Source organism: Dactylosporangium sp. NPDC000521 (assembly GCF_042898305.1).
Taxonomy (GTDB): Bacteria; Actinomycetota; Actinomycetes; order Mycobacteriales; family Micromonosporaceae; genus Dactylosporangium.
In genome coordinates this window covers 123,274-149,863 of the sequence record NZ_JBIAYW010000019.1, presented here as the reverse complement: position 1 = coordinate 149,863, position 26,590 = coordinate 123,274, and the positions used below count along the sequence as shown (strand labels likewise).

The following is a 26,590-nucleotide window of genomic DNA, read 5'->3' as shown; positions in this document are numbered from 1 at the left end:
CCGTTTGGGCCCGGAACGGCGGCATAGCTGCGGCACTGCCCCTTCCCGTTGTTCACCTCTTGCATGTCCGGCGTGCGCACACGGCCGCGCCTGTTGGTCATGCGCTGTCCCGAGCGTGTGTCCCAGCGGGTGGGCGTGCCGGGTGGACGAAGGGGCAGCTGGTGCAACAATCGAGGTTCGTCTTCTTATCGCTGGCCGCGGCGGCCGCCGATGACGGCGCGGTAGCCGAGGCCACGACCTGGATGCTGGTCTCGCCGAACAACCGGCCGCTGGGCAGAGCGGCGCGGCTGTTCGAGACCTATGGAGCGTGCCGCGACTCGGTGCTGCACCTGCGCGCCGGGTTCGCCGGCGCGAGCAGCACGGTCGCCGCGGTGGAGTCCAGCGGGCAGTGGGTCTGGCGGGTGGAGATCGACGGCGACACCGTCGGAATGTCCAGCCGTTCCTATCTGCGCGCCAGGGAATGCCACTACAACCTCGAGCGCTTCCTGGAAGCCGTGCCGGCGGCGGTCGTGGTGGCCGGCACCCGCAGTGTCCGAGGCGGTCATCCCCTGGTGCTCGGCGCCGGCGGTGACACGGCGGTCCTTCCGCCGCGCCCGGCGCCGCGGGGCGCCCGGGGCCCGTACGCCGACCGCCCCCGCCTCGGGGAGCGCGACGTGCGGGCCCAGGGCGCCCGCCTGATGTACCGGGCGACCCCCGGCAACCCGCCGGCATGACGGTCGTCGAGGCGCGCTCCGGCGCCGCCGGGACCGGGGAGGCCGACGAGCCGCGGCGGCTGAAGTGGCGCCCGTCGCCGGCCGACCGGGTCTTCCGGGGCGTCGCCCGGGGTGCCGGCGCGACGGTGCTGCTGGTGGCGCTGCTCGTGGGGTCGTTCCTGGCGTACCGGGCGGTGACCGCCCTCAAGGTCGTGCGGTGGAGCTTCTTCACCACGAAGCAGTGGGAGCCCGACCCGGTCTCCGGGAGCTTCGGCATCGCCGCGGTCGTCCCGGGCACCGTCATCATCGCCGGCATCGCGATCGTCCTGGCCGTGCCGGTCGCGGTCGGCACGGCGCTGTACATCTGCGAGTACGCGCCGCGGCGGATGCGCCGGATGCTGGTGACGCTGGTCGACATGATGGCGGCCGTGCCGAGCGTCGTCTACGGCCTGTTCGGTGTGTTCCTGCTGCAGCCGAACATCATCCACCTGTCGCGGTGGATCGCCACGTACCTCGGCTGGATCCCGATCTTCGAGGTCGCCGACTACGACACGACCAACCCGCTGTCGAGCATCACCGTGTTCACCGCGTCGAGCTTCGTCGCGGGGACGGTCGTGGCGATGATGGTCACCCCGATCATCTGCTCGATCTCGCGCGAGGTCTTCTCGCAGGCGCCGATCGGGGAGCGGGAGGGTGCCTACGCCCTCGGCGGCACCCGCTGGGGCATGATCCGCACCGTCGTGCTGCCGTACGGCCGCGGCGGTGTCATCGGCGGCTCGATGCTCGGCCTGGGCCGGGCGCTGGGCGAGACCATCGCCGTTTACATGATCATCTCGCCGGTGTTCGACATCCAGTGGCACGTGCTGCAGACCGGCGCGATCTCGGTGTCGTCGCTGATCGCACTGCGCTACGGGGACTCGGCCGACTTCGCCGTCTCCGCGCTGATGGCCGCGGGGCTCGCACTGTTCGTGATGACCCTGCTGGTCAACTTCGCCGCGTCGATCGTCATCGGCCGCAGCCGATCCGGAGCCGGCACATGACCTCCACGCACACCGCCCCGCCGGCCGGCCGGCCCGACGCGACGCGAGCGTCGTCGAGCGGCCCGCCCGACCCGGCGAAGGTCGTCGAGCAGACCCGTGTCGACCTGCTGAAGCCGGCTCAGCCGGTACACGGGCAGCCAGAGCAGACCGGTGGGGGACCGCGGCACGCCCGGCCCGACGACGCCCGGACCTTCGTGCGGCGGCCGCTGCCCGAGGCCGCCCCGGGCGAGGAGCGGCGCCGCGAGCTGCGCGCCGGCCGGCGCCTCGACCGGCTCAACGTGACCGGCTCGCTCCTCGCCGCGCTCGCGTTCACCGCCCTGCTGTTCGGCCAGATCGCCCCGTTCGACGGCGTGCTCGGCTTCGTCGTGGTGGTGTTCTTCGCGTTCCTGGCGTTCCTCGGGCTGCTGACCTCACTCACCGAGGACGGGCCCGCGATCCGCGACCGGATCGCCGCGGCCGTCATGACCGGCATCGGCATGCTGCTGCTGGCGCTGCTCGTCATCGTCGTCGGGTTCACGTTCTGGCGGGCGTGGCCGGCGCTGGTGCACGGCAACTTCTGGGTCGAGGACATGAGCGTGGTCCAGCCGGCGAGCCCGCTGGACGTCGGCGGGGCGCTGCACGCGATCGTCGGCACGCTCGAGCAGATGGGCATCGCGCTGATCCTGTCGGTGCCCCTCGGCATCACCTGCGCGGTGTTCCTCGGCGAGATCCCGGGCCGCTTCAGCAGGTTCGTGCGCACGCTCGTCGAGGCGATGACGGCGCTGCCGTCGATCGTCGCGGGCCTGTTCATCTACGCCGGCCTCATCCTGGCGCTCGACCAGAGCAAGTCGGGTCTGGCGGCGGGGATCGCGCTGTCGGTGATGACCCTGCCGATCATCATCCGCGCCGCCGACGTGGTGCTGCGGCTCGTGCCGGGGACGTTGAAGGAGGCGTCGTTCGCGCTGGGCGCCTCCCAGTGGCGCACCGTCTGGCACGTGGTCCTGCCGACGGCCCGCTCCGGCCTGACGACGGCCGTCATCCTCGGCACCGCGCGCGGCATCGGGGAGACCTCGCCGGTGCTCATCACCGCCGGGTTCACCCAGTTCATGGCGCTCAACCCGGCGGCCGGCCCGCAGGTCTCGCTGCCGCTGCTGGTGTTCAACAGCGTGCGCTTCCCGCAGCAGGAGATGGTGACCCGCGGCTTCGGCGCCGGCGCGGTGCTCATGCTGCTCGTCCTCGTGCTCTTCGCGGCGGCGCGGGTCATCGGCGGCCGCGGGCCCGGCGAGCTCTCCCCGGGGCAGCTGCGTCGCCGGGCGGTCGCGTCGGCCCTCGACGTCAAGCGGTTCCAGCGCCGCCGGCAGGCGGACCTCGACGGCACGTCCCAGCACCGCCGGCAGGCGAATCCCGACGGTGAACCCGATAAGGAGTTTCTCGATGTTCCGTAGCGTCGCCAAGACCGCCGCCGGGGTCGTCCTCGGTCTTCTGGCCGTCGCGGCGCAGCCGAGTCCCGCGTACGCCGCCCCGATCAAGGTGCAGATCACCGGCGCCGGCTCCACCTGGAGCCAGCCGGCGCTGCGCGCGTGGATCGGCAACGTCACCCAGTTCGGCCTGAAGGTGTCGTACGCCGACACCGGCTCGACCGACGGCCGCAAGCAGTTCGCCAACGGCAAGGTCGACTTCGGTGTCTCGGAGATCCCGTACGGCATGCCCGACAGCGCCACCCGCGACATCGACTCGCCGCCGACCGGCCGGGGCTACACGTACATGCCGATCGTCGCCGGCGGCACCTCGTTCATGTACAACCTGACCATCGGCGGCCAGCGGGTCACCAACCTGCGCCTGTCCGGCGACACCATCGCGAAGATCTTCACGAACAAGATCACGTACTGGGACGACGCGCAGATCAAGAAGGACAACCCGAAGCTGGCCCTGCCCAACCGGAAGATCATTCCCGTGGTGCGCTCGGACGGCTCCGGCACCAGCGCCCAGTTCACGCTCTGGCTCAGCAAGCAGCATCAGGCCATCTGGGGCGACTTCTGCCGCTCGGTCGGCCGCAACCAGAGCCCGTGCGGGCTGACCTCCTACTTCCCCGTGATCAGCGGCAAGAACATCGGGCAGAGCGGCTCCAACGGCGTCGCCGGTTACGTCGCGCAGCCGCGGTACGAGGGCGCCATCACCTACGTCGAGTACTCGTACGCGAAGACCGCCAGCTTCCCCGTGGTGAAGGTGCTCAACAACAAGGGGTACTTCGTCGAGCCGACGGCGACCGCGGTCGCGGTGGCGCTGACCCACGCCAAGATCAACAGTGACCTGACCCAGAACCTCGACGACGTCTACTCGAACGACGACAAGCGCACCTACCCGCTGTCGTCGTACTCGTACATGATCCTGCCGACCGACACCCAGATGCGGATGACCGAGGACAGGGGCTACACCCTCGCGGAGTTCGCGCACTACTTCCTGTGCAAGGGTCAGGCCCAGGCGGACAACCTCGGCTACTCACCGCTGCCGAGGAACCTCGTCGACGCGGCCGCGGCCCAGGTCGCGCGCGTCCCGGGCAGCGCGTCCTCGCCGTGGGACGTCACCAAGTGCCAGAACCCGACCTTCGGCCCCAACGGCGAGAACGCCCTGGCGGCGACGGCGCCCTTCCCGCCCGAGTGCGACAACGTCGCCAGCGGCGACCAGTGCGCCACGGGCACCGGCGGCAGCAAGACGCCGACCCGGACGAGCGGAGGCGGCGGCACCGCCGGACCGGTGGCGTCCGGGGGCCCGACGGCGTCGTCGTCTGCGCCCGCCGTCGTCGACCCGGACACCGGTGAGACGGTCGACGCGGCCCGGGCCGCCGGCAACGACGTGGCGGGCGTGCCGGTGTCGCTGGACCAGGCCGGCACGTGGGGCCTGCGCCGGGCGTTGATGGTCGTCGCCGCCGCGCTGCTGCTCGGCCTGATCTTCGGCCCGCCCCTGCTGGCCCGCTCCCTCGGCGGCCGGCGCGACCGTGACGGCGGCCGGCGATGAGCGCCCCCGCGACCGAAGGCCCGCCGCCGTCGGGCGGAGCGGCGATGAGCGCCCCCGCGACGGAAGACCTGCCGCCGTCGGGCCGGGCGGCGCGGACGGCGACCCGCGCGGCGTGGCGCCGCCGCCTGACCGGCGCCGGCGTGGTCGGGATGCTGCTGCTCGGCACGCTCGTGCGGGGCACGTCGGCGACCGCCGGCGACACGTTCACCCCGCCCCTCGGCGTCGACGTGCCGACCCCGTCGGCGCAGACGATCAACCTGACCGGCGAGTTCGCCGGCACGACGATGACCGTGTCGCAGACCCGCGACCTCGGCAACCAGGGCATCACCATCTCCTGGAAGGGCGCGCCGCCGACCCCCGACGCGACGCTCGGGCAGAACGTGTTCGCGTTCATGCAGTGCTGGGGCAACCCCGACGCGCCGGACCCGGACCCGCACGTGCCGGGGAAGCCGGACCCCAACTGGGGACGGGAGACGTGCCAGTTCGGCGCGCTGCTGGACACCCCGCTGTGGGGCGGGGACAACGCGCCCGGCGGCGGCACGATCCGCACCATCGGCATCAACGGCGTGCACGAGCCGGACGAGACCCTTCCCGAGGACGCGGTCATCGCGCCGTTCCGTCCGGTCAAGGGCCCGCGGATCGGTCACGGCGGCCCGTCGGACCCGTACCCCGGCGGCCTGGGCCCGCAGACCGGCTCCGACGTCGTCATGGCCCAGTACTTCGACCGGAACAAGACCAACGAGATCCCCTACGGCTACACCGCCGGCGACGGCACCGGCCGGGTCGTGTTCGAGACGCAGACCGACATGGAGGCCCCGCACCTCGGCTGCGGCCTGCCGGACTCCGCCGGTGTCATCCAGCCGTGCTGGCTGGTGATCGTGCCGCGCGGCCACACCGACCCGCTGACCGGCGCGGACCTCACCGGCACGGGCCTGCCCGTCAGCGGCTCACCCATGGCCGTCAGCCACTGGAAGCACCACGTCGCGGTCCGGCTGGACTTCCGGTCGGTCCACACGCCGTGCCCCATCGAGCAGGCCGAGCGCCCGACGGTCGGCTCGGAGATGATCGCGCCGGCGATGCAGGCGTGGCAGCCGGCGCTGTGCGGCAAGACCGGCAACGTCTACGGGTACACGCCGACCTCCGACGACGAGACGGCCGTTCAGGTCCGTGGCACCGGCGACGGCTCGCCGGGCCTCGGGTTCACCTCCAGTCCGATGACCGCGCGGCCCGGCGGCCCGACGCCGGTGCACGCACCCGTCGCGCTGTCGTCGGTGGTCGTCGCGTTCACCATCGACAACCAGGTGAACCCGGGCTCGACGAACCCGGAGGAGGAGCTGCTGCGGGCCAGGCAGGTCAACGGGATGCGGCTCACCCCGAAGCTGATGGCGAAGCTGCTCACGTCCTCGTACCAGCGCGACATCCCCGACGGATCCAAGGCCGAGCACCTCAAGGACAACTACCGCACGATCGTCGCGGACCCCGAGTTCCGCACGATCAACCCCGACTTCCGCTTCTCCCGGGTCAACCGCGACATCCAGCCGGTCATGGTGCCGCTGGGCGGCTCCGCGGCGAACCGGGCGGTGTGGGCGTGGATCCTCGCGGACAAGCCGGCCCGCGACTTCCTGTCCGGGGTCCCGGACCCGGCGTACACGGACCCGGTCACCGGCGTCACGTACCACATGAAGGTCAACTCGTTCTACCAGAACTTCGGCCTCGACGGCGTGGTGCCGGACCGGTTCCCCAAGTCGGACCCCACCTGCAGCCAGCCGGCCCCGGACATCGTGCCGGACCTGAAGACGTGCATCTTCAACAAGCAGCCGTACACCTCGTCGATGACCGACGGGGCGCAGCAGACCCTGAAGACCGACACCCATGCCGAGGTCGAGTTCGACGTCGCGAAGTACGAGAGCAGCGACCACCAGATCGTCACGCTGAAGCGGTCGCCGCCGCAGCAGCAGGGCAACCGGTGGGTCATGGCGATCACCGACTCGGCGTCGGCGGCCCGGTTCGGCCTCTACTCGGCGAGCCTGCTCAACGGCACCGACCCCGGCGACCTGAGCCAGTACGTCGCGCCGACCAGGCAGAGCCTGCAGGCGGCGGTCGCGGCGATGGGGGCGACGGCGAACCCAGACGTCCTCGCGCTGGACCCGAGCCTCAAGAAGCCGGGCGCGTACCCGCTGACGATGCTCACCTACGCCGCCGTCGACCCGAGCCGCGGCAAGGCGGTCCGGGACGGCTACGCGGCGTTCGTGGAGTTCGCCGCCGGGGACGGCCAGCACGAAGGTGTCGCGGTCGGGGACCTGCCGCCCGGGTACGTGCCGCTGCCGGACGCGTTGAAGGCCAAGGCCCGCAGCGCCGCCGTGGCGATCCGGGCCGGCTGGACCGCGCCGCCGGAGCCCGCGGAGGCCACCACCCCCGCGGCGGCCGGGACCGTGCCCGCGCGCGGATCCACGCCGTCGGCGGCGCCGGTGAGCGCCCGGCCGAGCCTGTCCGTGGCGCCCGTGCCGGCGGCCCGGTCCACCGACCCGGAGCCCGTCGACTGGGCGCAGCGGTACCTGCTGTCGATGGTCCTCGGCGCCGGGCTCCTCGCGGCCGCCACCGGTCCGGTCCTGACCGGCCTGGCCCGGCGACGCGAACGCCGGTGAGCCTGTTCATCCGGCCTACATGTTGGCGACCGGCCCGCTACGAACCGCCTGCGAATGATGACCCCGTTCGCCTCTCGAACACGCTGAAGTAGAAGGGGAAACGCATGAAGGTGCTGACCTTCGGACGGGCTGTCAGCCTCGGCCTCGCGGTCGCGGCTGTCGCCCTGACGGTCACCGCGGCACCCGCCGCCGCCAACCCGCCGGCCGGCGAGTACCGCCAGCTGGCCGGCGTCGGCTCCGACACGACCCAGGACGTGCTGAACGGTCTCGGTGAGACCATCGTCAGCGGCGGCACGAAGGTGATCGCGTCCTACGACGCCCGCCCGACCGGCCTGATCAAGACCAAGACCACCGGCTGCGAGTTCAACCGTCCCGACGGCTCCGGCGCCGGCCGGACCGCCCTCAAGGCGTCCGAGAACGACGGCGGCAACGTCTACCAGGGCGTCAACGTCACCGGGTGCGTGGACTTCGCGCGCTCGTCCAGCTACGGCGGTGGCTCCTCGCCGCAGACCACGGGCAACTACACGTACATCCCGTTCGGGGTGGACGCGGTGTCGTTCGCGGTCAACACCGACAGTGACCTGCCGACCAGCCTGACCTTCGTGCAGCTGCAGCGCATCTACCGCTGCCTGACCACGGTCGTCAGCGGCGTACCGGTCAAGCCGCTGCTGGTGCAGGCGGGCTCGGGCACCCGGTCCTTCTGGCTCAGCAAGATGGGCATCGCCGAGACCGACATCGCCAACGGTGACTACCCGTGCCTGATCCAGACGGTGAACGGCCAGCAGATCCAGGAGCACGACGCCCGGGTCCTCGCCGGCCACAACGACTACATCGTGCCGTTCTCGGTCGGGCAGTTCATCGCGCAGGGCAACGCCGCCACGATCGCGACCCAGACCGGCGTCGTCGTCGAGGACCGGCGCGGCACCGCCCGCATCGGCCGCGTCAACGGCCTCCAGCCGATCGTCAACGGCAAGCTCAACATCAACTTCCGTCCGCAGCTGATCCGTGACGTCTACAACGTGGTCCCGACCCGCCGCCTGGCGGAGCCGGTCATCGCGCAGACGTTCGTCGGCGCCACGTCCGCGGTCTGCGCCAACCAGTCGGTCATCGAGCTGTTCGGCTTCGGTTACCGCGCCACGGCCGGCGCCACCCTGTTCGAGGGTGCCTGCGGCTCGACCACGCTCAAGGCCGCGTCCTGAGCACCGCGACCGCACTGTAAGGCCAACCGGCCGGGCGTCCACTGTGGACGCCCGGCCATCCCTGTCGAGACGAGGATCCTCCATGCGCCTGCGCCGAATCGCCGCGGTGGCCGCCGCCGTCACCGTGGCCGCCGTCACCCTGCCCGGTCCCCTGACGGCCCCGGCCCACGCCGCGCCGCTCGGCACGATCACCGTGACGCCGGCGAGCGGCAGCGTGGACACCGACCCGATGTTCACCTCGGCCACCGCATCGGCGGCCTGCCCCGCGACCTACGGCACCAACGCCGGCCTGCGCATCGCCCGGGCCGGCACGTCGCAGTTCGCGAACCTGACCCGGGTCGGCGACGACGGCAACTACGACGCGGTGCCGCCCACGCTGAAGCCGAACCGGTCGATGCGGGCGGCGTTCGGCACGACCCCGATCACCGACGGCGACTACACGCTCGTCATCGTCTGCACCGGCGAGAGCGCCGGCGACCACCCCGACGTGTTCAGCACCACGATCCGGGTCACCGGCACCGCCTGGACCGCGAGCGGCGGCGGCCCCGGCCCCACGACCGGCCCGACCACCGGGCCCACCGGCGGCACGGGCAACAAGCAGACCCTGAACACGGAGGTCGGCCCCGCCGCGACGAGCGCCTCACCGTCGCCGACCGGCACCACCGGAGGTGGCCTGCCGCGGACCGGTTCGGCGGTCGCCCAGATCGCGGCCGTCGGTCTCGGCTTGGTCGCCGCCGGTGTACTGATCGTCCGCCTCGTCCGCCGCCGGCGGCTGGCATGAGCGGCCCGGAGCGCAGCGGAGGCGCGGTCACCGTGCAGCTCCCGCCGGCCGAACCGTTGCTCGAGGCGCCGGAGGCGACGCCCGACAAGATCGAGCAGCCGGACCGGCCGGACACACCGCCGGACCGGCCGGCGTCGGGGCTGCGGATCGCCGGCAACGGGCTGAGCATCCTCGCGGTGCTGCTCGTCGGCTTCACGCTGCACGTGACGCTGCTGTCCCAGCTCGGGTACGCCCGGGTGCAGCAGACCGCGTACGCCGACTTCCGCGGCGCCCTCGCCGAGGCCACCGCCCCCGTCGGGCAGACCGGCCCCGACGGCAGGCTGCTGGCCCTCGGCACGCCCGTCGCCGTGCTGCGGATCCCCGCGCTCGGCCTCCAGCAGGTCGTGTTCGAGGGCACCACCGGCGAGGTCATGCAGTCCGGGCCGGGCCACCGCCGCGACACGCCGCTGCCCGGGCAGGCCGGCACGAGCGTCATCATGGGCCGGAACGCCGCCTACGGCGCCCCGTTCGCGGGCCTGTTCCGGCTCAACTCCGGCGACCGGATCGAGGTCGTCACCGGCCAGGGCGAGTTCGTGTTCGTGGTCCTCGGCGTGCGCCACGCCGGCGACCTCACCCCGGCACCGGTCGCGGCGGGCCGCAGCCGGGTCACGCTGATGACCGCGGCCGGGACGATGTTCTTCCCGTCCGACGTGGTCCGCGTCGACGCCGACCTCGACAACGGCACCGAGACGGTGCCGTCGCCGCCGCGGCCGCTCGGCACGAAGCAGCTGCCGGCGTCGGAGCGGGTCCTCGCGGGCGACGACGCCGCCTGGATGCCGCTGGTGCTGTGGGGGCAGGCGCTGCTCGCCGCGGGCCTCGGCATCACCTGGGCGCGCCGGCGCTGGGGCGGAGCGCAGGCGTGGATCGTCGGCGTCCCCGTCCTCACCGTGCTCGGCACCGCCACGTCCGACGTCGCCGTCCGGCTCCTGCCGAACGTCCTGTGACCACACCGATTGCGAGGGCACTGCCGTGACGAGCACGACGCTCGACCCGTCCACCGTCGACTCCCCGACGACCGCCGAGCTGGACGCCAGGAACATCTCCGCGTGGTTCGGCGGCCACAAGGTCCTCGACCGCGTCTCGCTGCGGATGCCGGCGGGGCAGGTCACCGCGCTCATCGGCCCGTCCGGCTGCGGCAAGTCGACGTTCCTGCGCATCCTCAACCGGATGCACGAGCTGGTCCCGGGCGCCGAGCTCGCCGGGGAGGTGCTGCTGGACGGCGAGGACCTCTACGACCCGTCGCGCCGCATCACCGACGCCCGGCGCCACGTCGGCATGGTGTTCCAGAAGCCGAACCCGTTCCCGGCGATGTCCATCTATGACAACGTCCTGGCCGGGCTGAAGCTCACCGCGGTGCGGGCGTCCCGCCGCACCAAGGACGACCTCGTCGAGGAGTGCCTGCGCAAGGCCGGGCTGTGGCACGAGGTCCAGGCGCGGCTGCGCTCGCCCGGCGGGGCCCTGTCCGGCGGCCAGCAGCAGCGGCTGTGCATCGCCCGGTCCCTGGCCGTGCGCCCGCGGGTGCTGCTCATGGACGAGCCGTGCTCCGCGCTGGACCCGACCTCGACCCGGCGGATCGAGGAGACGATCGGCGAGCTGTCCGCCGAGGTCACCATCGTCATCGTCACCCACAACATGCAGCAGGCGCAGCGGGTGTCGCAGCACTGCGCGTTCTTCCTCGCCGAGCAGGGCACCCCCGGCGTCATCGTCGAGCACGGCCTGACCTCGGCGATGTTCGACACCCCGCAGGACCGCCGCACCGCCGACTACGTCCACGGCCGGTTCGGCTAGACGGCCGTCGCGAACGAGGGCTGACACCTCGAATTCGCTTTGCGCATGTCCGGCGTATGAGTTGGCCTGCCCGCCGGGCAACGCCGCGCCGAAAACCTGATCCCGCAACGCAAGCGCGCCTCTTTCGAGTAGAGGAAGTGATTCATGAAGGGTCCGAAGTCCCTGCTGGTCCGGGCGGTCGTCCTGGCCGCCGCGGCCTCCGTGGCGGTCGTCGGCCTCGCCGCCGCCCCGGCCAACGCCGCTGACCTGGGCACGCTCACGCTCACGCCCACCCAGGGCCTGACCACGACCAACCCGGCCCTGTCGGCGCTCACGTCGGTGGCCTGCCCCGCGAACTACGGCACCAACGCGGGTCTGAAGATCGGCAAGGTCGGCAGCGGCGACTACCGCAACCTCGCCCGCGTCGGCGACGCCGGCAACTACGACCAGGCCGCGTTCACGCTCGACGCGAACCGGTCCATGGTCTCGGCGTACGGCGGCACCGCGCTCAGCAACGGCGACTACGAGATCGCCGTGCTGTGCACCGGCGAGTCGACCGGTGACCACCCGGACCTGTTTCGCACGGTCATCACCGTCACGGGTGAGAACTGGAAGGTGAAGGGCGCGGCCGAGCCGGCCGTCGACACCACCACCTCCCTCGCGGTCTCCCCGGCGAGCCCGCAGGTCGCCGGCACCCCGGTGACCCTGACCGCCACCGTGGCCCCGGCCGCGGCGACCGGCCAGGTCACGTTCAACCGCGGCGCGACCGCGATCGGCACCGCGCCGGTCGTCAACGGCACCGCGACCCTCACGGTCGGCAACCTGCCGGTGGGCGCGTTCTCGCTCTCGGCGGCCTTCTCGCCGGCGACGGCGGAGTACAAGGCTTCGGCGTCGGTGAACGTCCCGTTCACCGTCACCGCGCCGGCCGGCACCATCACCAAGGAGCAGACGATCACCGGTGACATCGCGCCGGGTCAGTTCTCGCTCAACGTGGCCGGCACCAACGTCTCGCTGACCGGCGGCTCCGTCGGCGGCCAGGCGACCGGCAACCTGAACAAGGCCACCGTCGTGGACCTGCGCGGCACCAACGCCGGCTGGAACCTCGTCGGCCAGGTCAGCGACTTCAGCGGTGCCACCAGCACCATCCCGGGCTCGAACCTCGGCTGGGCGCCCTCGTCCACCAAGGTCAGCGGCTCGGGCGCGGTTGTCACCGGCGCCAACGCGTCGGGCCTCGGCAACCCCTCCACCCTGTGCAAGTCGAATGTCGGCAGCAGCGCCGGCACGTTCGAGTGCGGCGCCGGCCTGACCCTGGTCATCCCGGACAACGTCGCGCCCGGTGCGTACAGCGCCACGCTGACGCTGACGCTCGCCTGATCGGTTCATCCAGCGGGGTGCGGTCCGTCACGGGCCGCACCCTTGCGTCGTAGGAGGTCTTCCGTGCGTCGAATGCTTCTCGTCCTGGCCGTTGCCGCGTCGGTACTGGTAGCGCCCACCCCCGCGTCGGCACGCGACGGTGAGGACCTGCGCTGGGCGGTGACCCCGTCGGGGCCCGAGGGCCCGAACGGCCGTGCCGCCTTCGACTTCGAGGCGAAGCCCGGTGACGTCATCACCGACATGGTCGGCGTCAGCAACCTCAGCGACGCCGCGATCACCTTCACCGTCTACTCGACGGACGCGTTCACCGCGCCCGACGGCGCGTTCGCGCTGCTGACCGGCGCCACCCAGCCGACCGGGATCGGCGCGTGGACGGACCTCACGCCGAAGTCGTACACGGTGCAGCCGAAGAAGCGTGCCGACATCGCCTTCACGCTGCGCGTCCCCACCAACGCGACGCCCGGCGACCACGCCGGCGGGATCGTCGCCTCGGTCATCGAGCGCCAGACGAACCCGCAGGGCCAGCAGGTCAACGTCGACCGCCGCATCGCCGCCCGCATGTACCTGCGGGTCGCCGGCCCCGTCCAGCCGCTCGTGCAGGTGTCCTCGCTCGACGTCGACTACGGCTCGCCCGCGCTGCCGTTCGGCACCGGCGACCTCGTCGTCACGTACCGGCTGAAGAACGCCGGCAACGTCCGCGTCCACGGCACCGCCCGGGTCCGCGCCAGCGGGCTGCTCGGCGTCGGCCTCGGCGAGAGCGAGGAGATCACGGTGCCGGAGCTGCTGCCGGGCGCGGAGCTGAGCGTTCAGAAGCGCATCCCGGGCGTCATGTCGCTGGGGCGCCTGACGGCCGCGGTGACGGTCAACGCGGAGGCGAAGGAGGGCCGGCTGCCGATCGCCAGCCGCAGCGCCGCCGTGTGGGCGTCGCCGTGGGGGCTCGTCGGCCTGCTGGTCCTGGTGCTGGGCGCGGTCGCGCTGGTCGTCCGCTGGCGGCTGCGCCGCCGCCTGCTGCGCGCCTGAGCCCTCAACGCTGTCGCAGGGCCGGTTCTGGGATCGGCCCGCGCAGCTGGCGCACGACCGCGGTGCCCCAGCCGAGATGCCACTCGTCGGCGTCGGCGTGGAAGGCGGCGCGCAGCTCGTACCAGTGCAGGCCGGGGTGCCGGTGGTGCACGCTGTGCAGGTTGAACGCGAGCACGAACAGCTCCAAGGGCCGGGGCAGCCGCAGGTTCATCGCCTCGAGGGGGCGCTCCAGCTCCGTGCGGTAGTGGTAGGCGTTGTCGGCGAACGACACCAGCAGCGCCCGCCCGCCGACCGCGACCGCGAGCATCCACGCGTGCCGCCCGTAGCCGACGACGGCACCGGCGTGGACGACGACCACCGCCAGGGCCTCGACGCGGAAGCGGCGCAGCGTGTCCCGCTTCGAGACCCGCTCGAAGAGCAGCCCGGTGACGGAGTCGAGGGAGTCGGTGCGGCGCACCAGCCACCGCCACCCGGCGGCGGGCACGACGGCGAGCACCACCGACGCGGCCTCCAGCACGTAGAGGCCGCCGAGCAGGCGCGGGTAGTAGCCGCGGGCGGCGGCGAGCCAGGTGGTGACCGCCGGGTCGTAGACCTCGGTCCGTTCGCGGCGGGTGCGGCTGTACCGGTGGTGCAGCAGATGCCCGGCCTTCAGCAGCGAGAACGGGGCGCCGTAACCGGTCGCGAGGACCCTGGCGAGGCGGTCGTTCCACGCCCGGTCGCGCAGGAGGGTGCCGTGGATCCCTTCGTGGATGAGCGACCACAGCGGCACGGTGGTGAGCGCGAGGGGGACGAGCAGCCAGCCCCAGCGCGGGTCGGCGGGCAGCAGCCACACCGGCAGGATCAGCAGTTGCAGCACGAGCGTGCCGGCGGCGGCGGTGGTCAGTACCCCCGAGATCAATGTCTGACGGGCAGCCATGCCGGAAACGTAGCGCCGGTAGGAGAACTCAGCCTGAACTGCCGCGGACGGTCAGTGTGGTGGGGAACGTGCCCTGCCAGCCGGGCCCGGTCTCGCCGCCGAGCAGCGCGCGGGTGGCGGCCGCCGCCATCTCCTCCACCGGCTGGCGGACCGAGGTCAGCGGCGGCGTCGTACACGTGGCGATGAGGCTGTCGTCGAACCCGATGACCGCCACGTCCTCGGGGACCCGCAGGCCCGCGGCGGCGAGCGCCTGCAGCGCCCCGGAGGCCATCAGGTCGCACGCGACGAACAGCGCGTCGATGTCCGGGTGCTCGGCGAGGAGCCGCCGGGTGGTCTCCGCACCCGACGTCCGGTTGAACTCGCCGGCCTCGCCGGTGATCGGCTCGAGCCCCGCGTCACGGACCGCGGCGAGATAGCCCGCGCGGCGGTCGACGGCGTCGGCGATGTGCGCGGGCCCGGGCACGGCCGCGATCCGCTTCCGGCCGTTGCGGTGCAGCAGCTGGACCGCCGCGTACGCGCCCGTCGTGTTGTCCGGCACGATCGACGGCACGGGCGCCGCGGTGCGCCCCATCGACACCACGCGCGGGCAGACCGCGTGGAAGGCCGCGGCGAGCGGCGCGGGCACGTTGACGAGGATCGCGCCGGCGCTCACGGTGTGCGCGACGCGGTCGAGCAGCCCCGGCGCGTCGGCCTGCCCGACGACGTGCACGCGCATCTGCGCCTCGGACCGCCGCAGCCCGTCGACGATCCCGGCGACGACCCGCCCGTAGTACGGGTTGGTGCCGAAGCACGTCGGCTCGTCGTCGATGACGATGAGCTCGATGACGTCACCGTGCCCGCGGGCGAGCGCCCGGGCGACCGGGTCGGGCCGGTAGCCGAGCCGCTCGACGGCCCGGTCCACCAGCTCGCGGACGTCCGCCGCGACGCGCGGGTTGCCGTTGATGACCCGTGAGACGGTGGCCCGGGACACCCCGGCGGCCTGCGCGACGTCGTCGAGGGTGGGGCGTTTGTGCTGCACCGCGCCAACCCTAGCGCCCCAGCACCGCCCGGGTGTGCCGCCGGACACCTCGGCGGCCCTGTACGGGCAGGTCCGGGCGCGGCGCTGGCACGATTGGTTCATGATCAGGCCGTTGCTGGAGGTCATCGCCCTCGACGCCGTGGACGCGCGACTGGCGTCGGAGGGTGGGGCGGACCGCGTGGAGCTGGTCAGTGACATGGCCGCCGCGGGCCTCAGCCCGGCCCCGGCCACCGTGGCCGCGGTCCGGGCCGCCGTCGAGCTGCCGGTCCGCGTGATGGTCCGGGCGGCCGCGGGCTTCGCCGCCGGCGACGTCCAGTCCTTGCGCGACACGGCGAAGGACCTCCTGGCGGCCGGCGCCACCGAGTTCGTCCTGGGCTTCCTCACTCCCGCCGGCGAGGTCGACCTCCCGGCGGTCCTGGAGGTCCTGGAGGTCCTCGGCGGCGCCCCGTGGACGTTCCACCGGGCGATCGACCACGCCGCCGACCGGGCCGCCGCCTGGGCCGCGATCGCCGGCCTGCCCGGCCTCGACACGGTCCTGACCTCCGGCGCCCCGACCGGCCTGCCCGACGGCCTGGCCACGATCCTGTCCGAGGCCCGCGCCGGATCGCGGACCGCCACCGGTCCGCGGATCCTGGCCGGCGGCGGCCTGCGGCACGAGCACGTCGCCCCGCTGCGGGCGGCGGGCGTGACCGCGTTCCACTCCGGCAGCGCGGTCCGCGAGGGCGGCACCTGGACGGCCCCCGTCGACCCGCTCCTGGTGCGCGGCCTGCGGCTCACCCTGGACCCGCCCCACGCCCCATGATCCGATCCGGCCATCGGAACCGTTCGGATCATGGGGAGCGGTGCCGTTACGGGGTCACCGGAGGCCGGGAGTCGGTGAAGCCGCGCTCGAGGAAGGTGTCCCGCCAGATGGTGCCGGTGCCGTCTGCGTACCCGGCGGCGAGGATGTCGCCGGTGGCGGGGTCGACGAGCAGCAGCTCCGAGCCGTGGTCGCCCGGGCTCGGCTGGGGGCCCTTGCCGATCGGGGCGGTGACCGTGACGCCCGTGCGGCCGGTGGGGTCGGTCGCTTCGCCGCCGCACGTGACGCCGTCGGTGCGGGCGAGGAACCGCAGCAGCGCGGCCCGGTGCGCGGCGTCCAGGACGCGGACGCGGACGAGGTCGGCGACACCCACGAGCGCCTGCGACGGGCCGTTCTCCCGTGGCCGGAACAGGGCGTCGGCCATCGCTGCCGGGTCCGCGGCGGGGACGGGTGTCCGGCCGGCCGGGACGTCCTCGACCCTGGGGTCCGTCCGCTGGCGCTGGCTGGGGTGGGCGCGGAAGTAGGCCTCGGACGTCTCGTCGGCGTAGGTCACCTGCTGGACCACGGTCCGGCGGCGTTGTGCGCCGTCCGCGGCCGTCCAGGTGGACAGCTCGACCTGGTAGGCCGCCCGCGCGAACCGGCCGTCCTGCAGCTGGACCGTGTCGCCGCCGTGCGACCAGGTCCTCAGGTACTCGTAGGCGCCCGCCGCCGTGTCGTACGGCGCGGCGTGGATGTCGCCGGCGATCCGCTCCAGGCAGCTGGTGGCGACGCTGGACGGCACCGCGCCCGGCGGGGTCGTGACGGGTGCCGCGGGGCCCGCCCCGGGGCCGGTGAGCACGGCGACGGCGGTGCCGGCGACCGCGGCCACCGCGACGCCCGCCGCGACCGCGACGAGGGCCCGCCGGCGGCGGTCGGGGACGCGCACCTCGTAGCTGGTGACGTCGTGGGCGGCGCGCCGCAGCAGCGCCTCCACGTCACCGGGGGCGACGGGCGCTTCGCGGGCCGGGTCGGCGGCGGCGAGGAGGTCCAGGGTCCGGTCGTTCATCGGGCACCCCCCAGGCGGGCCGGCGTCGGGGATTCGGCGAGGAGGTCGGTGAGGCGCCGGCGGGCGCGGTGCAGGCGCACCTTCGCCGCGGTGACGCCGCAGCCGAGCACGAGCGCGGCCTCGCCGACGGCGAGCTGCTCCCACGCCACGAGCCGCAGGATCTCCTGGTCGTCGTCGGAGAGGCGGGTGAGCGCGGCCCGCACGTCGAGCAGCTCGGTGACCCCGTCGTGCCGATCGGCGGCAGGGTGCTCGGCGAGCTCGACGGTCGGTGGGGCGGCCCGCTGCGCCCGCCGCTGGTTGGCGAGCAGGCGGCGGGCCACCCCGTACAGCCACGGCAGCGCTACCGGTGGCACGTCCCAGCGGCGGCGCCAGGCGACCAGGAACACCTCCTGGGCCAGCTCCTCCGCGGCCGCGGTGCCGTCGAGCCGGCGCATGCCGTAGCGCACGACGTCGGCGTAGTGCCGGGCGTACACGCCCCGGAACCAGCCGGTGTCACGATCGTCGTCCATACCTCGGTTATGTCGCCGCCGGGGGAGTGGTTACAGCAGGCTCCGCAGATATCCGAGATTGTCCGCGGTCCGCTCCGCCAGGGGCACCTCCGTGGAGAAGTCCTCGACGGTGACCCAGCCGTCGTAGCCGTGCGCGGTGAGCGCCCGCAGGTAGCGGCCGACGTGGGCCTGGCCGGTCCGCAGCGGCGCCCAGTCGTGCGCCCAGGTGACGGTGCCGTCGGCGGCGGTGTCCACGGGCCTCCACGCGACGTTCTTCACGTGTACGTGCTGCAGGTAGGGCCCCAGCAGCTCGAACGCCGCGCGGTGGTCCTCGTGCCCCTCGATGACGAGGTTGCCGAGGTCGTGGATGACCCCGACGTGCCGCGGGTCGAGGCCGTCGACGAGGCGCATCGCGGCGGACGCCGACGACACGATCGTCTCGTGGTGCAGCTCGATGAGGATCGTGACGCCGTGCTGCTCGGCGAGCCCGGTCGCCCACTCGAGGTCCTTGCGGGTGGCGTCGAACAGGTCCGGGTAGCGGCCGGTCGACAGCAGCGGCATGGTGACCCGGACCCGGCCCGCGCCGAGGATCGCGGTGGCTGCGAGGAGCCGGGCGACGTCGTCGTGCTCGAAGCTGCGCGCGTAGCCGCCGACGCCGGAGTACTCGAGGCCGGCGCCGCGGGTGAGGGCGGCGATCTCCGGCAGCGCCGCCTCGAGGCCGGTGAGCGGCCAGGTGGCCCGGTTGCCCTTCCAGAAGCCGGGCTGGGGGGCTTCGTCAGGGGCGGGGTCCTGGTCGACGACGCGCCACTCGACGCCGTCCCAGCCCTGCGCGGCGAGGTGCCGCACGACCTCCTCCGGGGTCCAGTCCGGGGTGGACGCGGTGAAGACCGAGAACCTCACGAGGAAACCTCCATTGTCGAGACCGCCGGCTGCACGTCGTCGTGGACGCCGTCGAGGACCTGGTCGAACAGCACCGGGCGGCCGAGGGTGGCCGCCACGTACACGGCCCGCACCGTGGCGAGCGCGAGCAGGCCGTCCGCGACCCGTACCCCGGGAGGCCGCCGCTGGTCGATGGCGTCGACGAGGTCCTGGTACTGGCGCAGGTGCCCGAGCACGAAGCCGTCCGCCGGTTTGGGCGCGCCGTACAGGTCCTCGGCGGCGACGAGGTCGGCGGCCGTCTCCCCGGTGTCGGCGCAGTGGTAGTACTCGAGCTGGTCGTCGTGCAGGACGGCGGAGCCGCGGGTGCCGTGCAGCTGCAGCCGCACCGGCAGGCCGGGGTGGGCGCTGGTGCTGGCGTGCAGCACGGCGAGCGCGCCGCCGGCGAAGCGGAGCGTGGCGACGGCGAGGTCCTCGACCTCGATCCGCTCGTGGGCGACGCGGGCGGTGCGGGCGGTGACCTCGACCGGTGGGCCGAGCAGCGCCAGCATCTGGTCGACGAGGTGGATGCCCTGGTTGGCGACGGCGCCACCGCCGTCGAACTCCCACGTGCCGCGCCAGTCGGCGGAGTCGTAGTAGGCCTGGTCCCGCCACCACGGCATGGACACGACCGCGGACGTGAGCCGGCCGAGCCGGCCCTCGCGCGCGGCCCGCTGCACGGCGACCATCGCCGGGTCGAAACGGTGCTGGCTGACGACGGCGCAGACGAGCCCGCGCTGCTCGGCCTCCGCGGCGACCTTCGCGAACGCGCGGGCCTTCGGCAGCGACACGTCCAGCGGCTTCTCGACGAGCAGGTGCGCGCCGGCCCGCAGGGTCTCCTCGGCGGCCTCGACGTGCAGGCCACTGGGCGTGCAGATCGCGACGAGGTCCACCTGCTCCGCCGCGAGGGCGTCGCCCAGGGTGCGGTGGCACGAGGGCGGCGGGTCGATGCGGGCGGCCAGGGCCGCGTTCGCCGCGTCGACCGCGTCGACGAGGGCCACGATCCGCAGCCGGGGATGGCGCAGGATCGCGTCGGCGTGGTTGCCGCCGATGATGCCGCTGCCGACGATCGCCACGTTGATCAGGTCTGTCATTTCACTCCCCCGGCCGTCAGGCCGCCGACCAGGAACCGTTGGAATACCAGGTACAACACCACCACCGGCAGTGCGCAGATCAGCGCGGAGGCCATCAGCTGCCCGTAGACCGGGATGGCGCCACCCTCCTGGGTGGCGCCGAACACCTGCAGGGCCACCGCGACGGTACGGCTGTCGGGGTTGGTCATCACGGAGGCGAACAGCACGTCGTTCCACCCGAGGAGGAACGCGAAGATGCTCGCCACGACGAGCCCGGGCCAGCTGAGCGGGATGACGATCGAGCGCAGGATCCGCCACGAGGAGGCGCCGTCGAGGCGGGCGGCCTCGTCGAGCTCCGCGGGCAGCCCCCGCAGGTACGTCACCATCACCCACGTCGAGAAGGGCAGCGCGAACGTCAGGTACGTGACGAACAGCGCCCACCGGGTGCCGATGACCTGCACGCCGAGGACCGCGGACAGGTTCGCGAACAGCACGAACACCGGCAGCAGCATCAGCGTGCCGGGGATCGACTGCAGCGCCAGGAGGCCGCGCAGGATCAGGCCGCGGCCGAGGAACTGGAAGCGCACGAGGACGTACGCGGTGGCGACGGCGACGAGCGCGGACACCACGGCGACGCTGCCGGCGACGACCACGCTGTTGCCGAGGCCGGCGCCGAGGGCGACGGTCGACCAGATCTTGCTGTAGTTGTCCAGGTGCAGGCCCTTCGGCCAGAACGCGCCGCGGGCGACGGCGAGGTCGTCGTTGACGGACGCGAACAGCATGTACAGCACCGGGGTGAGCACGAAGACGAGCAGGATTGTGATGACGGCTGCCTGGACACTGCGGGGCAGCACTCTCTGTACGTCAGTCCTCATGCTGGTTCAGCCTCACCGCGCGCAGGTACACCGACAGTGGGATCGCCACCAGTACCAGGGACAGCACGGCCATGGCGGCGCTGAGCCCGAACCGGAAGTTCTGGAAACTCTCCACGTAGGTCAGCACGGGCAGCACCTCGACGTCGTGCGGGGCGGGCACGCCGAACAGCACGTACGGCAGCGTGAAGCTGTTGAGGTTGTGCAGGAACGCGATGATGAGCGCCAGGGCGAGGACGCCGCGCAGGTGCGGCAGGACGACGTAGCGCAGCTTCGCCCACCAGCCGGCGCCGTCCAGCGCGGCCGCCTCGTGCACCTCCTCGGCGATGCTCTGCAGGCCCGACGCCGCCAGGAGGTACAGCAGCGGCCACGACGTCCAGAGCTGCACGACCACGAGGGTCCAGTAGCTGTCGGGGCCGTTGAGCCACAGGCGCTCGTCGCCGAGCAGCGAGTTCGCCGGGCCGGACGGCATGAGGATCGTCCGCCACACGGTGCCGACGACGAACGCGGGCAGCACGTACGGGATGAGGAACGCCGACCGGACGAGGGCGCGGCCCCTGAAGCGCTGCTGGGTGGCGAGGGCGGCGGCGAGGCCGATCGGCAGGGTCGCGACGGTGACGAGCGCCGAGTAGCCGACGGAGACCCAGATCGCGTGCGGCAGGGGCGTGTCGGTGACCGCCTCGACGTAGTTGTCGAGGGCGATGAACGGCGCGCCGGTCCACTCACGCAGCGTGTACTGGTCGAGGTCGAGCAGGGACACGGTCAGGGCGACGCCGAGCGGCACCAGGATCACCAGGACGAGCAGGACGCCGCCCGGCGTCAGCATCCACAGTGGACGGTGCCGGGGGCGGCGGCGGGCCGGCGGCCCGGGCGTGGTGCCCCGGGCCGCCGGCGGTGCGGCAGTTTCGATCGCCATGAATCTATTTACTCTTGTCCAGGGCGTCCTGCGCGGCCTTCTGGCCGTCGGCGATCAGCTGCTTCAGCTTCGCCTCGTCGAGCTTGCCGTCCTTCAGCGCCGGGATCGACTGCACCACGACGTTGACCAGCGCCAGCTGCACCTGGCTCCACGCGCCGTTGAACGGGGTGCCGCTCGCCTTCGACGCCGAGTCGATGATCGGCGCGAGGGCCGGGTCGGCCTGCAGCTTCTTCGCCGCGGTCGCGTTCGTGGGCAGCTCGCCGAACGTCTTGTAGTACGACTCCTGCTGCTCCGGGCTGGTCAGCAGCTTCACCAGCGCGAGGGCGAGGTCCTTGTTCTTCGTGTACTTCGCCACGACGAGGTTGTCGCCGGACAGGATGCTGGTCGCGCCGACGCCGGGCGTGCTGGTCTGCCCCGGCGGGACGGTCGGCATGATCGCGTAGGCGTACTTGCCGGCGACCGGCGACTTGTCGAGCGTGACCTTCGAGGTGGCGGACACCATCGGCAGGAACGCGGCCTTGCCGGCGCCGAAGTCGGCGATCGCCTGGGCGTTCTTCCACCCGACGGCGGCCGGGTTGACGACCTTGTCGGTGGCGAGCCAGCCGAGGTAGGTCTGGTAGGCCTTCAGGGTCACCGGGTCGTTCAGCGACGCCTTCTTGTCCTTGACGAGGGGGTTGCCCGCCTGGACGCTCATCGCCCAGATGAACTTCCACGGGTCGAAGCCGTCGGCGTAGGCGACCGCGAGCCCGTAGGTGTCGCCCTTCGTGAGCTGTTTCGCCTGTACGAGCAGCTCGTCCCAGCTCGTCGCCGGCTTGTCGATGCCGGCGGCCTTGAGCAGCTCCGTGTTGTAGGCCATGACGAACGGCCGGCTGGTGAACGGGATGCCGACCTGGTGCTCCGCGTCGGGGCCGGAGATGCCCAGCGTCGAGGGCAGGAACGCGTCCTTGCCGCCGAGCTTCTTCCAGTCGTCGTCCTTGAGCTCCAGGAACGCCCCGGTCGCGTAGGCGGTCGGGGTGAACGTGGTGCCGAGAGAGTAGATGTCGGGGCCCTGACCGGACAGCACCGACGTCTGGATCTTCGTCAGCTCGTCGTTGGGCGAGGCGAACGTCTCGAACTTCACCTCGGCGCCGGTCTGCGCCTTGAACTTGTCGTTGATCTCCGTGAACCACGACCGCTGCTGGTCCGGGTAGATCGTGTTGGCCTGGACGAGGACGTTGAGCGTCTTGCCGGCGCCGTTGAGGCCCGTGTCTTCGCCGGACTTGGTGTCGCCGCCGCCGCAGGCGGCTAAGAACACAAGGCTCGCGGCGATGATGGAAACGCGTTTCATAGGGGTGTCCACTCCTCGTTCACTGGGGGTGTGACGGAGCGCATCGTTGCTGCTGGCGGGCGTCTTTCATTGCTGCTTGGGGGCGGACGCTATCAGCGCCGTCTTTGTGGTGGCAACCGCTTGCCATCGTTTGCCATCATCTGCTTTTCTCGTCCCATGCCCCGTGCGCATCAGTTCGGATCCGGTGACCGGCCCGTCACCATCAACGACATCGCCGCGGCCACGGGGGTCGCCGCGTCGACGGTCTCCCGCGCCCTGAACAACCCCGGCCGGGTCAACCCGGCGACCCGGGAGCGGATCGAGGCCGCGGCCCGCGAGCTGCGCTATGTGCCGAACTCGCAGGCCCGGGCGCTGAGCTCGGGTCGTACCGGAGCGATCGCCGTCCTCGTCTCCGACGTGACGAACCCGTTCTACTTCGGCGTGCTGCGCGGCACCCAGATGCAGCTCAAGGCCGCCGGCTACGCGCAGCTGCTGATCGACACCGAGGACTCCGGCGACCTGGAGGTGGAGCTGCTGCACAAGATGCGCCGCTCGCTGGACGGGGCGATCCTCGCCGCGTCCCGGCTGCCCGACCGGGCCCTGGCGGCGCTCGCCCAGGACATCCCCCTGGTCACCATCAACCGCAACGTCCGCGGCGTGCCGAGCGCGATCATCGACACCCCCGCCGGGATGGGTCAGGCGGCCGAGCACCTGATCTCCCTGGGCCACCGCGACATCGCCTACGTCTCGGGCCCCGAACGGTCGTGGCCGAACGAGGCCCGCTGGCACGCCGTGCGGGCGGTCGCGGCCCGGCACCGGCTGACCTTCACCCGCGTCGGGCCGTTCCCCTCCGGCCGCCGCTCCGGCTCCGCCGCCGCCGACGCGGTCCTCAACACCGGCGCGACCGCCTGCATCGTCTTCAACGACCTGCTCGCCATCGGCATCCTGCAGCGGCTGCGGGAGCGGGAGGTGCGGGTGCCGGAGGACCTCAGCGTCGTCGGCTGCGACGACATCTTCGGCGCCGACTTCTGCCACCCGCCGCTGACCACGCTCACCGCGCCGATCGAGCAGGCGGGCAGGGTCGCGGTGTCGATGCTGCTGTCCCGCCTCGACCCGGCCGCCCCGGCGATGCGCCAGTCGGTGATGCTGCCCGTCCACCTGACCGTCCGCGGCTCCACCGGCCCGGTTACCCGCCAGTAGCCTTCGGCTATAGCGCTGTTTCCCGCCTGTTGCTTCGCAATGGGCTCACCGCCCCACCGCTGGCGCGGCGGGTCCCGCCGGGGGATTCTCACCCCGGACCCCCAATGCCCGCTGCGCTCGCACAGCCAGCGCTCCGCGCGGCCGGATTGCGCATCCGCGCCCATCCGGTGGTCGCCCTCCGCGGTGGCTGGGGTGGGGTTCCTCATGATCCGGAAGACTTCTTGTCGCCAGAGCAGCAATAAGTCTTCCGGATCACGGAAACGGGGGCAGCGGCCGGCCGCAGCGCTGGCGGGGCGCACCCCTCTCATGTTCCCGATTGGTTTCGGTAGTCCTGGCTACTGGAATCGTTCGGGATCACGGAACGCGGCCGGCCGCTGCACTTCGCCTTGCTGGCTGGGGCTTTGCGTGCGCGCCGGATACGGTGCTTGCCCTACGCGTGGCCGGTGCTGGGCTTTCCGTGATCCCGAATGGTTTTGGTAGTCCTGGCTACTGGAATCGCACGGGATCACGGAAACGCTGCCGGCGCCGCGATTCGCATTGCTGGGTCTGGCTGGGGCTTTGCGTGCGCGTCGGATTCGGTGCACCTGCTGCGGTGGCGGGGCTGGGCTTTCCGTGATCCTGAATGGTTTTTGGTAGCCGGAGCTACTGGAGTCGTTCGGGATCACGGAGCGGGGTTGGTGGGGTCTTTCCAGCCGCGGGAGTAGACGACGGCCAGCTTGTTCTCGAGAGCCTGGCGGAGGTCGATGCCCATGGTGTGGGCGGTGACGAACGCGGTCAGCACCACGTCGGCGAGCTCCTCCTCGACGGCGCTGAACGGGCCTGAGCGGCGGGCCATCCCGGCGTGGCGGCGGACGGCGCCGACGAACTCGCCGACCTCCTCGGCGAGGGCCAGGGTCTGCCGCAGCTGCGCCGACTCCGTGAAGCCGGCCGCCTCCAGGTGGGCGGCGACGTCCGCTGCGGTCGCGGGCAGGTCGTTCAATGCGAATGACACACCGCACCCTAACCTCTACCGTCGTCCGTGATGCACGAGATCCGCGCCGTCTTCGACGCTGACACGATCACCGTCTACCAGGCATACAGCCCCGCGATCGCGCTGCCGGCCCTGGACGCGCAGCGGTTCGTGGCGCCGTTCAAGCGGGACCGGATGACGTGGGTCAAGCCGTCGTTCCTGTGGATGATGTACCGCAGCGGCTGGGCCACCAAGGAGGGCCAGGAGCACGTCCTGGCGGTCCGGCTGCGCCGCGCCGGGTTCGACGAGGCCGTCTCGGAGGCCTGCCTCAGCCACTACGTGCCGGGCGTCCACGAGAGCCGCGAGGCCTGGTCGCGGGCCCTGCGCACGAGCCCCGTCCGCGTCCAGTGGGACCCGGAGCGCGACCTGCACCTGCGGCCGTTGGAGCACCGCTCGCTGCAGCTCGGCCTGAGCGGCGCCGCGGTCCACCGGTACGTGGACGACTGGACCGTCGGCATCCGCGACGTCACGCCGCTGGCCCACGAGATCCACGCCCTGGTCGAGGCCCGCGCCCTGGACGAGGCCGCCGCGCTGCTACCGCCGGAAAGGGCCTACCCGTAGACGGCGGCGGAAGGGTGGGCGGCGGCCCAGGCGGCGCCGATCAGGGCGGCGTGCTCCGTGTCCGACACCGGCCGGGCCGGGAGGGTGAGGGCGAGCGCCGGCTCGATCAGGTCCCAGGCGCCGGTCATCGAGCCGCCGAAGACGACCACCTCGGCGTCGAAGCGGGTGAGCCACTCCGTCAGCAGCAGGCCGAGGGCGCCGAACGCGGTGTCGATGACGGTCTGGGCGGCGGCGTCCAGCTCCCGGGCGCGGACGGCCAGGCCCCGCATGCCGTCCACGTCGATGCCGGTGGCGTCGCGGTACGCCCGGATGAGCGCGCGGTCGGAGACGACGTCCTCCAGCTCGACCCCGTCGATGGTGCAGAAGTGCACCTCGCCGTCGGGCGGGACGGTCGGGCCGGTGGTGACGACGCTGCCGTCGGCGAGCCACGCGGAGCCGATCCCGGTGCCGAGGGTGATGGCGACGCAGCGGGACGCGCCCTTGGCGGCGCCGTCGACCCACTCGCCGAGCAGGAACGCGTCGGCGTCGTTGACGAACGTGAAGGCGTCGGCCGCGGCCGGGATGGCGTGCGCGAGGGCGGCCCGCAGGTCCAGGCCGTGCAGGCTGTCGAACTTGCCGACGCCCTCGTGCAGGGACACGCCGGTGCGGTAGTCGAACGGGCCCGGCATCGCGATCGCCCAGCGGTCGCCGGCCTGCGGGTCGAGGAGCTTCGCGGCGCGGGCGAGGGCGTCGACGATGCCGTCGGCAGACAGGCTCGGGTCGAGCGGGTGGCGCTGCCGCTGGATCACTTGCCGGTCGTCCAGCAGCACGCCGGCGGCGGTGACGTGGCTGCCCCCGACCTCGAGGACCCAGATCGGCCGGGTGTCGGCGTCGGAAGAGGGCAAGTGCACGGCGTAACGTTAGCGCACCCATGATCGACGG

At 72.6% G+C, this 26,590-nt stretch carries 25 protein-coding genes; 14 read left to right on the top strand and 11 right to left on the bottom strand.

Annotated features, from left to right (window positions below; genetic code table 11):
- Positions 1 to 161 precede the first annotated feature (161 nt).
- From ACFY3L_RS41995 to ACFY3L_RS41945, 11 genes are all read left to right on the top strand, one after another.
- On the top strand, positions 162 to 713 hold the full coding sequence (locus ACFY3L_RS41995; RefSeq protein ID WP_389337969.1) for a hypothetical protein: 552 nt from the start codon (positions 162 to 164) through the stop codon (positions 711 to 713).
- Positions 710 to 1,732 carry a phosphate ABC transporter permease subunit PstC gene (gene pstC, locus ACFY3L_RS41990; RefSeq protein ID WP_389337967.1) on the top strand — a complete coding sequence of 341 codons (1,023 nt, stop codon included), beginning with the start codon at positions 710 to 712 and terminating at the stop codon, positions 1,730 to 1,732. Before ACFY3L_RS41995 ends, pstC begins: the two co-directional genes overlap by 4 nt.
- Positions 1,729 to 3,156, top strand: a complete 1,428-nt coding sequence (gene pstA / locus ACFY3L_RS41985) for a phosphate ABC transporter permease PstA (protein WP_389337964.1) — start codon at positions 1,729 to 1,731, stop codon at positions 3,154 to 3,156. The genes pstC and pstA overlap by 4 nt, the downstream gene beginning before the upstream one ends.
- The gene (gene pstS, locus ACFY3L_RS41980) at positions 3,146 to 4,726 is read left to right on the top strand and encodes a phosphate ABC transporter substrate-binding protein PstS (RefSeq protein WP_389337961.1); all 1,581 of its coding nucleotides are present in this window, start codon (positions 3,146 to 3,148) and stop codon (positions 4,724 to 4,726) included. Before pstA ends, pstS begins: the two co-directional genes overlap by 11 nt.
- A 44-nt stretch (positions 4,727 to 4,770) precedes the next feature.
- Positions 4,771 to 7,371, top strand: coding sequence for a hypothetical protein (locus ACFY3L_RS41975; protein ID WP_389337959.1), 2,601 nt, complete (start codon positions 4,771 to 4,773; stop codon positions 7,369 to 7,371).
- A 104-nt stretch (positions 7,372 to 7,475) separates the two neighbouring features.
- Complete coding sequence (locus tag ACFY3L_RS41970; protein ID WP_389337956.1) at positions 7,476 to 8,570, top strand: hypothetical protein; 1,095 nt, start codon at positions 7,476 to 7,478, stop codon at positions 8,568 to 8,570.
- Positions 8,571 to 8,652: 82 nt separating this feature from the next.
- Positions 8,653 to 9,351: a hypothetical protein gene (locus tag ACFY3L_RS41965; RefSeq protein WP_389337954.1), complete on the top strand. Its 699-nt coding sequence runs from the start codon at positions 8,653 to 8,655 to the stop codon at positions 9,349 to 9,351.
- Positions 9,348 to 10,334 carry a sortase gene (locus tag ACFY3L_RS41960; RefSeq protein WP_389337951.1) on the top strand — a complete coding sequence of 329 codons (987 nt, stop codon included), beginning with the start codon at positions 9,348 to 9,350 and terminating at the stop codon, positions 10,332 to 10,334. Before ACFY3L_RS41965 ends, ACFY3L_RS41960 begins: the two co-directional genes overlap by 4 nt.
- A gap of 25 nt (positions 10,335 to 10,359) precedes the next feature.
- The gene (locus ACFY3L_RS41955; RefSeq protein WP_389337948.1) at positions 10,360 to 11,178 is read left to right on the top strand and encodes a phosphate ABC transporter ATP-binding protein; all 819 of its coding nucleotides are present in this window, start codon (positions 10,360 to 10,362) and stop codon (positions 11,176 to 11,178) included.
- 144 nt (positions 11,179 to 11,322) lie between these two features.
- Complete coding sequence (locus ACFY3L_RS41950) at positions 11,323 to 12,531, top strand: Ig-like domain-containing protein (protein WP_389337945.1); 1,209 nt, start codon at positions 11,323 to 11,325, stop codon at positions 12,529 to 12,531.
- 72 nt (positions 12,532 to 12,603) lie between these two features.
- The gene (locus tag ACFY3L_RS41945; RefSeq protein WP_389338051.1) at positions 12,604 to 13,551 is read left to right on the top strand and encodes a WxL protein peptidoglycan domain-containing protein; all 948 of its coding nucleotides are present in this window, start codon (positions 12,604 to 12,606) and stop codon (positions 13,549 to 13,551) included.
- A 4-nt stretch (positions 13,552 to 13,555) separates the two neighbouring features.
- Here the strand turns inward: ACFY3L_RS41945 and ACFY3L_RS41940 are convergent, their stop codons facing one another.
- Positions 13,556 to 14,467 (bottom strand): fatty acid desaturase, encoded by a 912-nt coding sequence (locus ACFY3L_RS41940; protein ID WP_389337942.1) that lies wholly within the window; start codon positions 14,465 to 14,467, stop codon positions 13,556 to 13,558.
- Positions 14,468 to 14,495: 28 nt separating this feature from the next.
- Complete coding sequence (locus tag ACFY3L_RS41935) at positions 14,496 to 15,485, bottom strand: LacI family DNA-binding transcriptional regulator (protein WP_389337939.1); 990 nt, start codon at positions 15,483 to 15,485, stop codon at positions 14,496 to 14,498.
- 100 nt (positions 15,486 to 15,585) lie between these two features.
- On the opposite strand from ACFY3L_RS41935, the gene ACFY3L_RS41930 reads away from it, so the two are divergent.
- On the top strand, positions 15,586 to 16,287 hold the full coding sequence (locus ACFY3L_RS41930; RefSeq protein ID WP_389337936.1) for a copper homeostasis protein CutC: 702 nt from the start codon (positions 15,586 to 15,588) through the stop codon (positions 16,285 to 16,287).
- Between the two features lie 46 nt (positions 16,288 to 16,333).
- On the opposite strand, the gene ACFY3L_RS41925 is transcribed toward ACFY3L_RS41930, so the two are convergent.
- From ACFY3L_RS41925 to ACFY3L_RS41895, 7 genes are read right to left on the bottom strand one after another with little or no spacing between them, the layout of a single operon-like run.
- The gene (locus ACFY3L_RS41925) at positions 16,334 to 17,329 is read right to left on the bottom strand and encodes a hypothetical protein (RefSeq protein WP_389337933.1); all 996 of its coding nucleotides are present in this window, start codon (positions 17,327 to 17,329) and stop codon (positions 16,334 to 16,336) included.
- Complete coding sequence (locus ACFY3L_RS41920) at positions 17,326 to 17,838, bottom strand: RNA polymerase sigma factor (protein ID WP_389337930.1); 513 nt, start codon at positions 17,836 to 17,838, stop codon at positions 17,326 to 17,328. Before ACFY3L_RS41920 ends, ACFY3L_RS41925 begins: the two co-directional genes overlap by 4 nt.
- Positions 17,839 to 17,868: 30 nt before the next feature.
- Positions 17,869 to 18,717 carry a sugar phosphate isomerase/epimerase family protein gene (locus ACFY3L_RS41915; protein WP_389337927.1) on the bottom strand — a complete coding sequence of 283 codons (849 nt, stop codon included), beginning with the start codon at positions 18,715 to 18,717 and terminating at the stop codon, positions 17,869 to 17,871.
- Positions 18,714 to 19,826 (bottom strand): Gfo/Idh/MocA family protein, encoded by a 1,113-nt coding sequence (locus ACFY3L_RS41910; RefSeq protein ID WP_389337924.1) that lies wholly within the window; start codon positions 19,824 to 19,826, stop codon positions 18,714 to 18,716. Before ACFY3L_RS41910 ends, ACFY3L_RS41915 begins: the two co-directional genes overlap by 4 nt.
- Positions 19,823 to 20,680, bottom strand: a complete 858-nt coding sequence (locus tag ACFY3L_RS41905; protein ID WP_389337921.1) for a carbohydrate ABC transporter permease — start codon at positions 20,678 to 20,680, stop codon at positions 19,823 to 19,825. Before ACFY3L_RS41905 ends, ACFY3L_RS41910 begins: the two co-directional genes overlap by 4 nt.
- Positions 20,670 to 21,593 carry a carbohydrate ABC transporter permease gene (locus ACFY3L_RS41900; protein ID WP_389337918.1) on the bottom strand — a complete coding sequence of 308 codons (924 nt, stop codon included), beginning with the start codon at positions 21,591 to 21,593 and terminating at the stop codon, positions 20,670 to 20,672. Before ACFY3L_RS41900 ends, ACFY3L_RS41905 begins: the two co-directional genes overlap by 11 nt.
- 4 nt (positions 21,594 to 21,597) lie before the next feature.
- On the bottom strand, positions 21,598 to 22,920 hold the full coding sequence (locus ACFY3L_RS41895; RefSeq protein WP_389337915.1) for an ABC transporter substrate-binding protein: 1,323 nt from the start codon (positions 22,918 to 22,920) through the stop codon (positions 21,598 to 21,600).
- 156 nt (positions 22,921 to 23,076) lie between these two features.
- Between ACFY3L_RS41895 and ACFY3L_RS41890 the strand changes: the two genes are divergently transcribed.
- On the top strand, positions 23,077 to 24,099 hold the full coding sequence (locus ACFY3L_RS41890; RefSeq protein WP_389337912.1) for a LacI family DNA-binding transcriptional regulator: 1,023 nt from the start codon (positions 23,077 to 23,079) through the stop codon (positions 24,097 to 24,099).
- Between the two features lie 661 nt (positions 24,100 to 24,760).
- Here the strand turns inward: ACFY3L_RS41890 and ACFY3L_RS41885 are convergent.
- Complete coding sequence (locus tag ACFY3L_RS41885; protein WP_389337909.1) at positions 24,761 to 25,090, bottom strand: MazG nucleotide pyrophosphohydrolase domain-containing protein; 330 nt, start codon at positions 25,088 to 25,090, stop codon at positions 24,761 to 24,763.
- Positions 25,091 to 25,120: 30 nt separating this feature from the next.
- On the opposite strand from ACFY3L_RS41885, the gene ACFY3L_RS41880 reads away from it, so the two are divergent.
- A complete protein-coding gene (locus ACFY3L_RS41880) occupies positions 25,121 to 25,669 on the top strand; it encodes a DUF4291 domain-containing protein (protein WP_389337906.1) in 549 nt (182 codons plus the stop codon).
- Here ACFY3L_RS41880 and ACFY3L_RS41875 read toward each other — a convergent pair.
- A complete protein-coding gene (locus ACFY3L_RS41875; protein WP_389337903.1) occupies positions 25,660 to 26,559 on the bottom strand; it encodes an ROK family protein in 900 nt (299 codons plus the stop codon). The genes ACFY3L_RS41880 and ACFY3L_RS41875 overlap by 10 nt on opposite strands.
- Between the last annotated feature and the right edge of the window lie 31 nt (positions 26,560 to 26,590).

Bases quoted from the DNA above. Each gene is read 5' to 3' on its own strand.
- pstC (WP_389337967.1), top strand. From the start codon at position 710: ATGACGGTCGTCGAGGCGCGCTCCGGCGCCGCCGGGACCGGGGAGGCC.
- pstA (WP_389337964.1), top strand. From the start codon at position 1,729: ATGACCTCCACGCACACCGCCCCGCCGGCCGGCCGGCCCGACGCGACG.
- pstS (WP_389337961.1), top strand. From the start codon at position 3,146: ATGTTCCGTAGCGTCGCCAAGACCGCCGCCGGGGTCGTCCTCGGTCTT.
- ACFY3L_RS41975 (WP_389337959.1), top strand. From the start codon at position 4,771: ATGAGCGCCCCCGCGACGGAAGACCTGCCGCCGTCGGGCCGGGCGGCG.
- ACFY3L_RS41970 (WP_389337956.1), top strand. From the start codon at position 7,476: ATGAAGGTGCTGACCTTCGGACGGGCTGTCAGCCTCGGCCTCGCGGTC.
- ACFY3L_RS41965 (WP_389337954.1), top strand. From the start codon at position 8,653: ATGCGCCTGCGCCGAATCGCCGCGGTGGCCGCCGCCGTCACCGTGGCC.
- ACFY3L_RS41960 (WP_389337951.1), top strand. From the start codon at position 9,348: ATGAGCGGCCCGGAGCGCAGCGGAGGCGCGGTCACCGTGCAGCTCCCG.
- ACFY3L_RS41950 (WP_389337945.1), top strand. From the start codon at position 11,323: ATGAAGGGTCCGAAGTCCCTGCTGGTCCGGGCGGTCGTCCTGGCCGCC.
- ACFY3L_RS41945 (WP_389338051.1), top strand. From the start codon at position 12,604: ATGCTTCTCGTCCTGGCCGTTGCCGCGTCGGTACTGGTAGCGCCCACC.
- ACFY3L_RS41940 (WP_389337942.1), bottom strand. From the start codon at position 14,467: ATGGCTGCCCGTCAGACATTGATCTCGGGGGTACTGACCACCGCCGCC.
- ACFY3L_RS41930 (WP_389337936.1), top strand. From the start codon at position 15,586: ATGATCAGGCCGTTGCTGGAGGTCATCGCCCTCGACGCCGTGGACGCG.
- ACFY3L_RS41925 (WP_389337933.1), bottom strand. From the start codon at position 17,329: ATGAACGACCGGACCCTGGACCTCCTCGCCGCCGCCGACCCGGCCCGC.
- ACFY3L_RS41920 (WP_389337930.1), bottom strand. From the start codon at position 17,838: ATGGACGACGATCGTGACACCGGCTGGTTCCGGGGCGTGTACGCCCGG.
- ACFY3L_RS41910 (WP_389337924.1), bottom strand. From the start codon at position 19,826: ATGACAGACCTGATCAACGTGGCGATCGTCGGCAGCGGCATCATCGGC.
- ACFY3L_RS41905 (WP_389337921.1), bottom strand. From the start codon at position 20,680: ATGAGGACTGACGTACAGAGAGTGCTGCCCCGCAGTGTCCAGGCAGCC.
- ACFY3L_RS41900 (WP_389337918.1), bottom strand. From the start codon at position 21,593: ATGGCGATCGAAACTGCCGCACCGCCGGCGGCCCGGGGCACCACGCCC.
- ACFY3L_RS41895 (WP_389337915.1), bottom strand. From the start codon at position 22,920: ATGAAACGCGTTTCCATCATCGCCGCGAGCCTTGTGTTCTTAGCCGCC.
- ACFY3L_RS41890 (WP_389337912.1), top strand. From the start codon at position 23,077: ATGCCCCGTGCGCATCAGTTCGGATCCGGTGACCGGCCCGTCACCATC.
- ACFY3L_RS41880 (WP_389337906.1), top strand. From the start codon at position 25,121: ATGCACGAGATCCGCGCCGTCTTCGACGCTGACACGATCACCGTCTAC.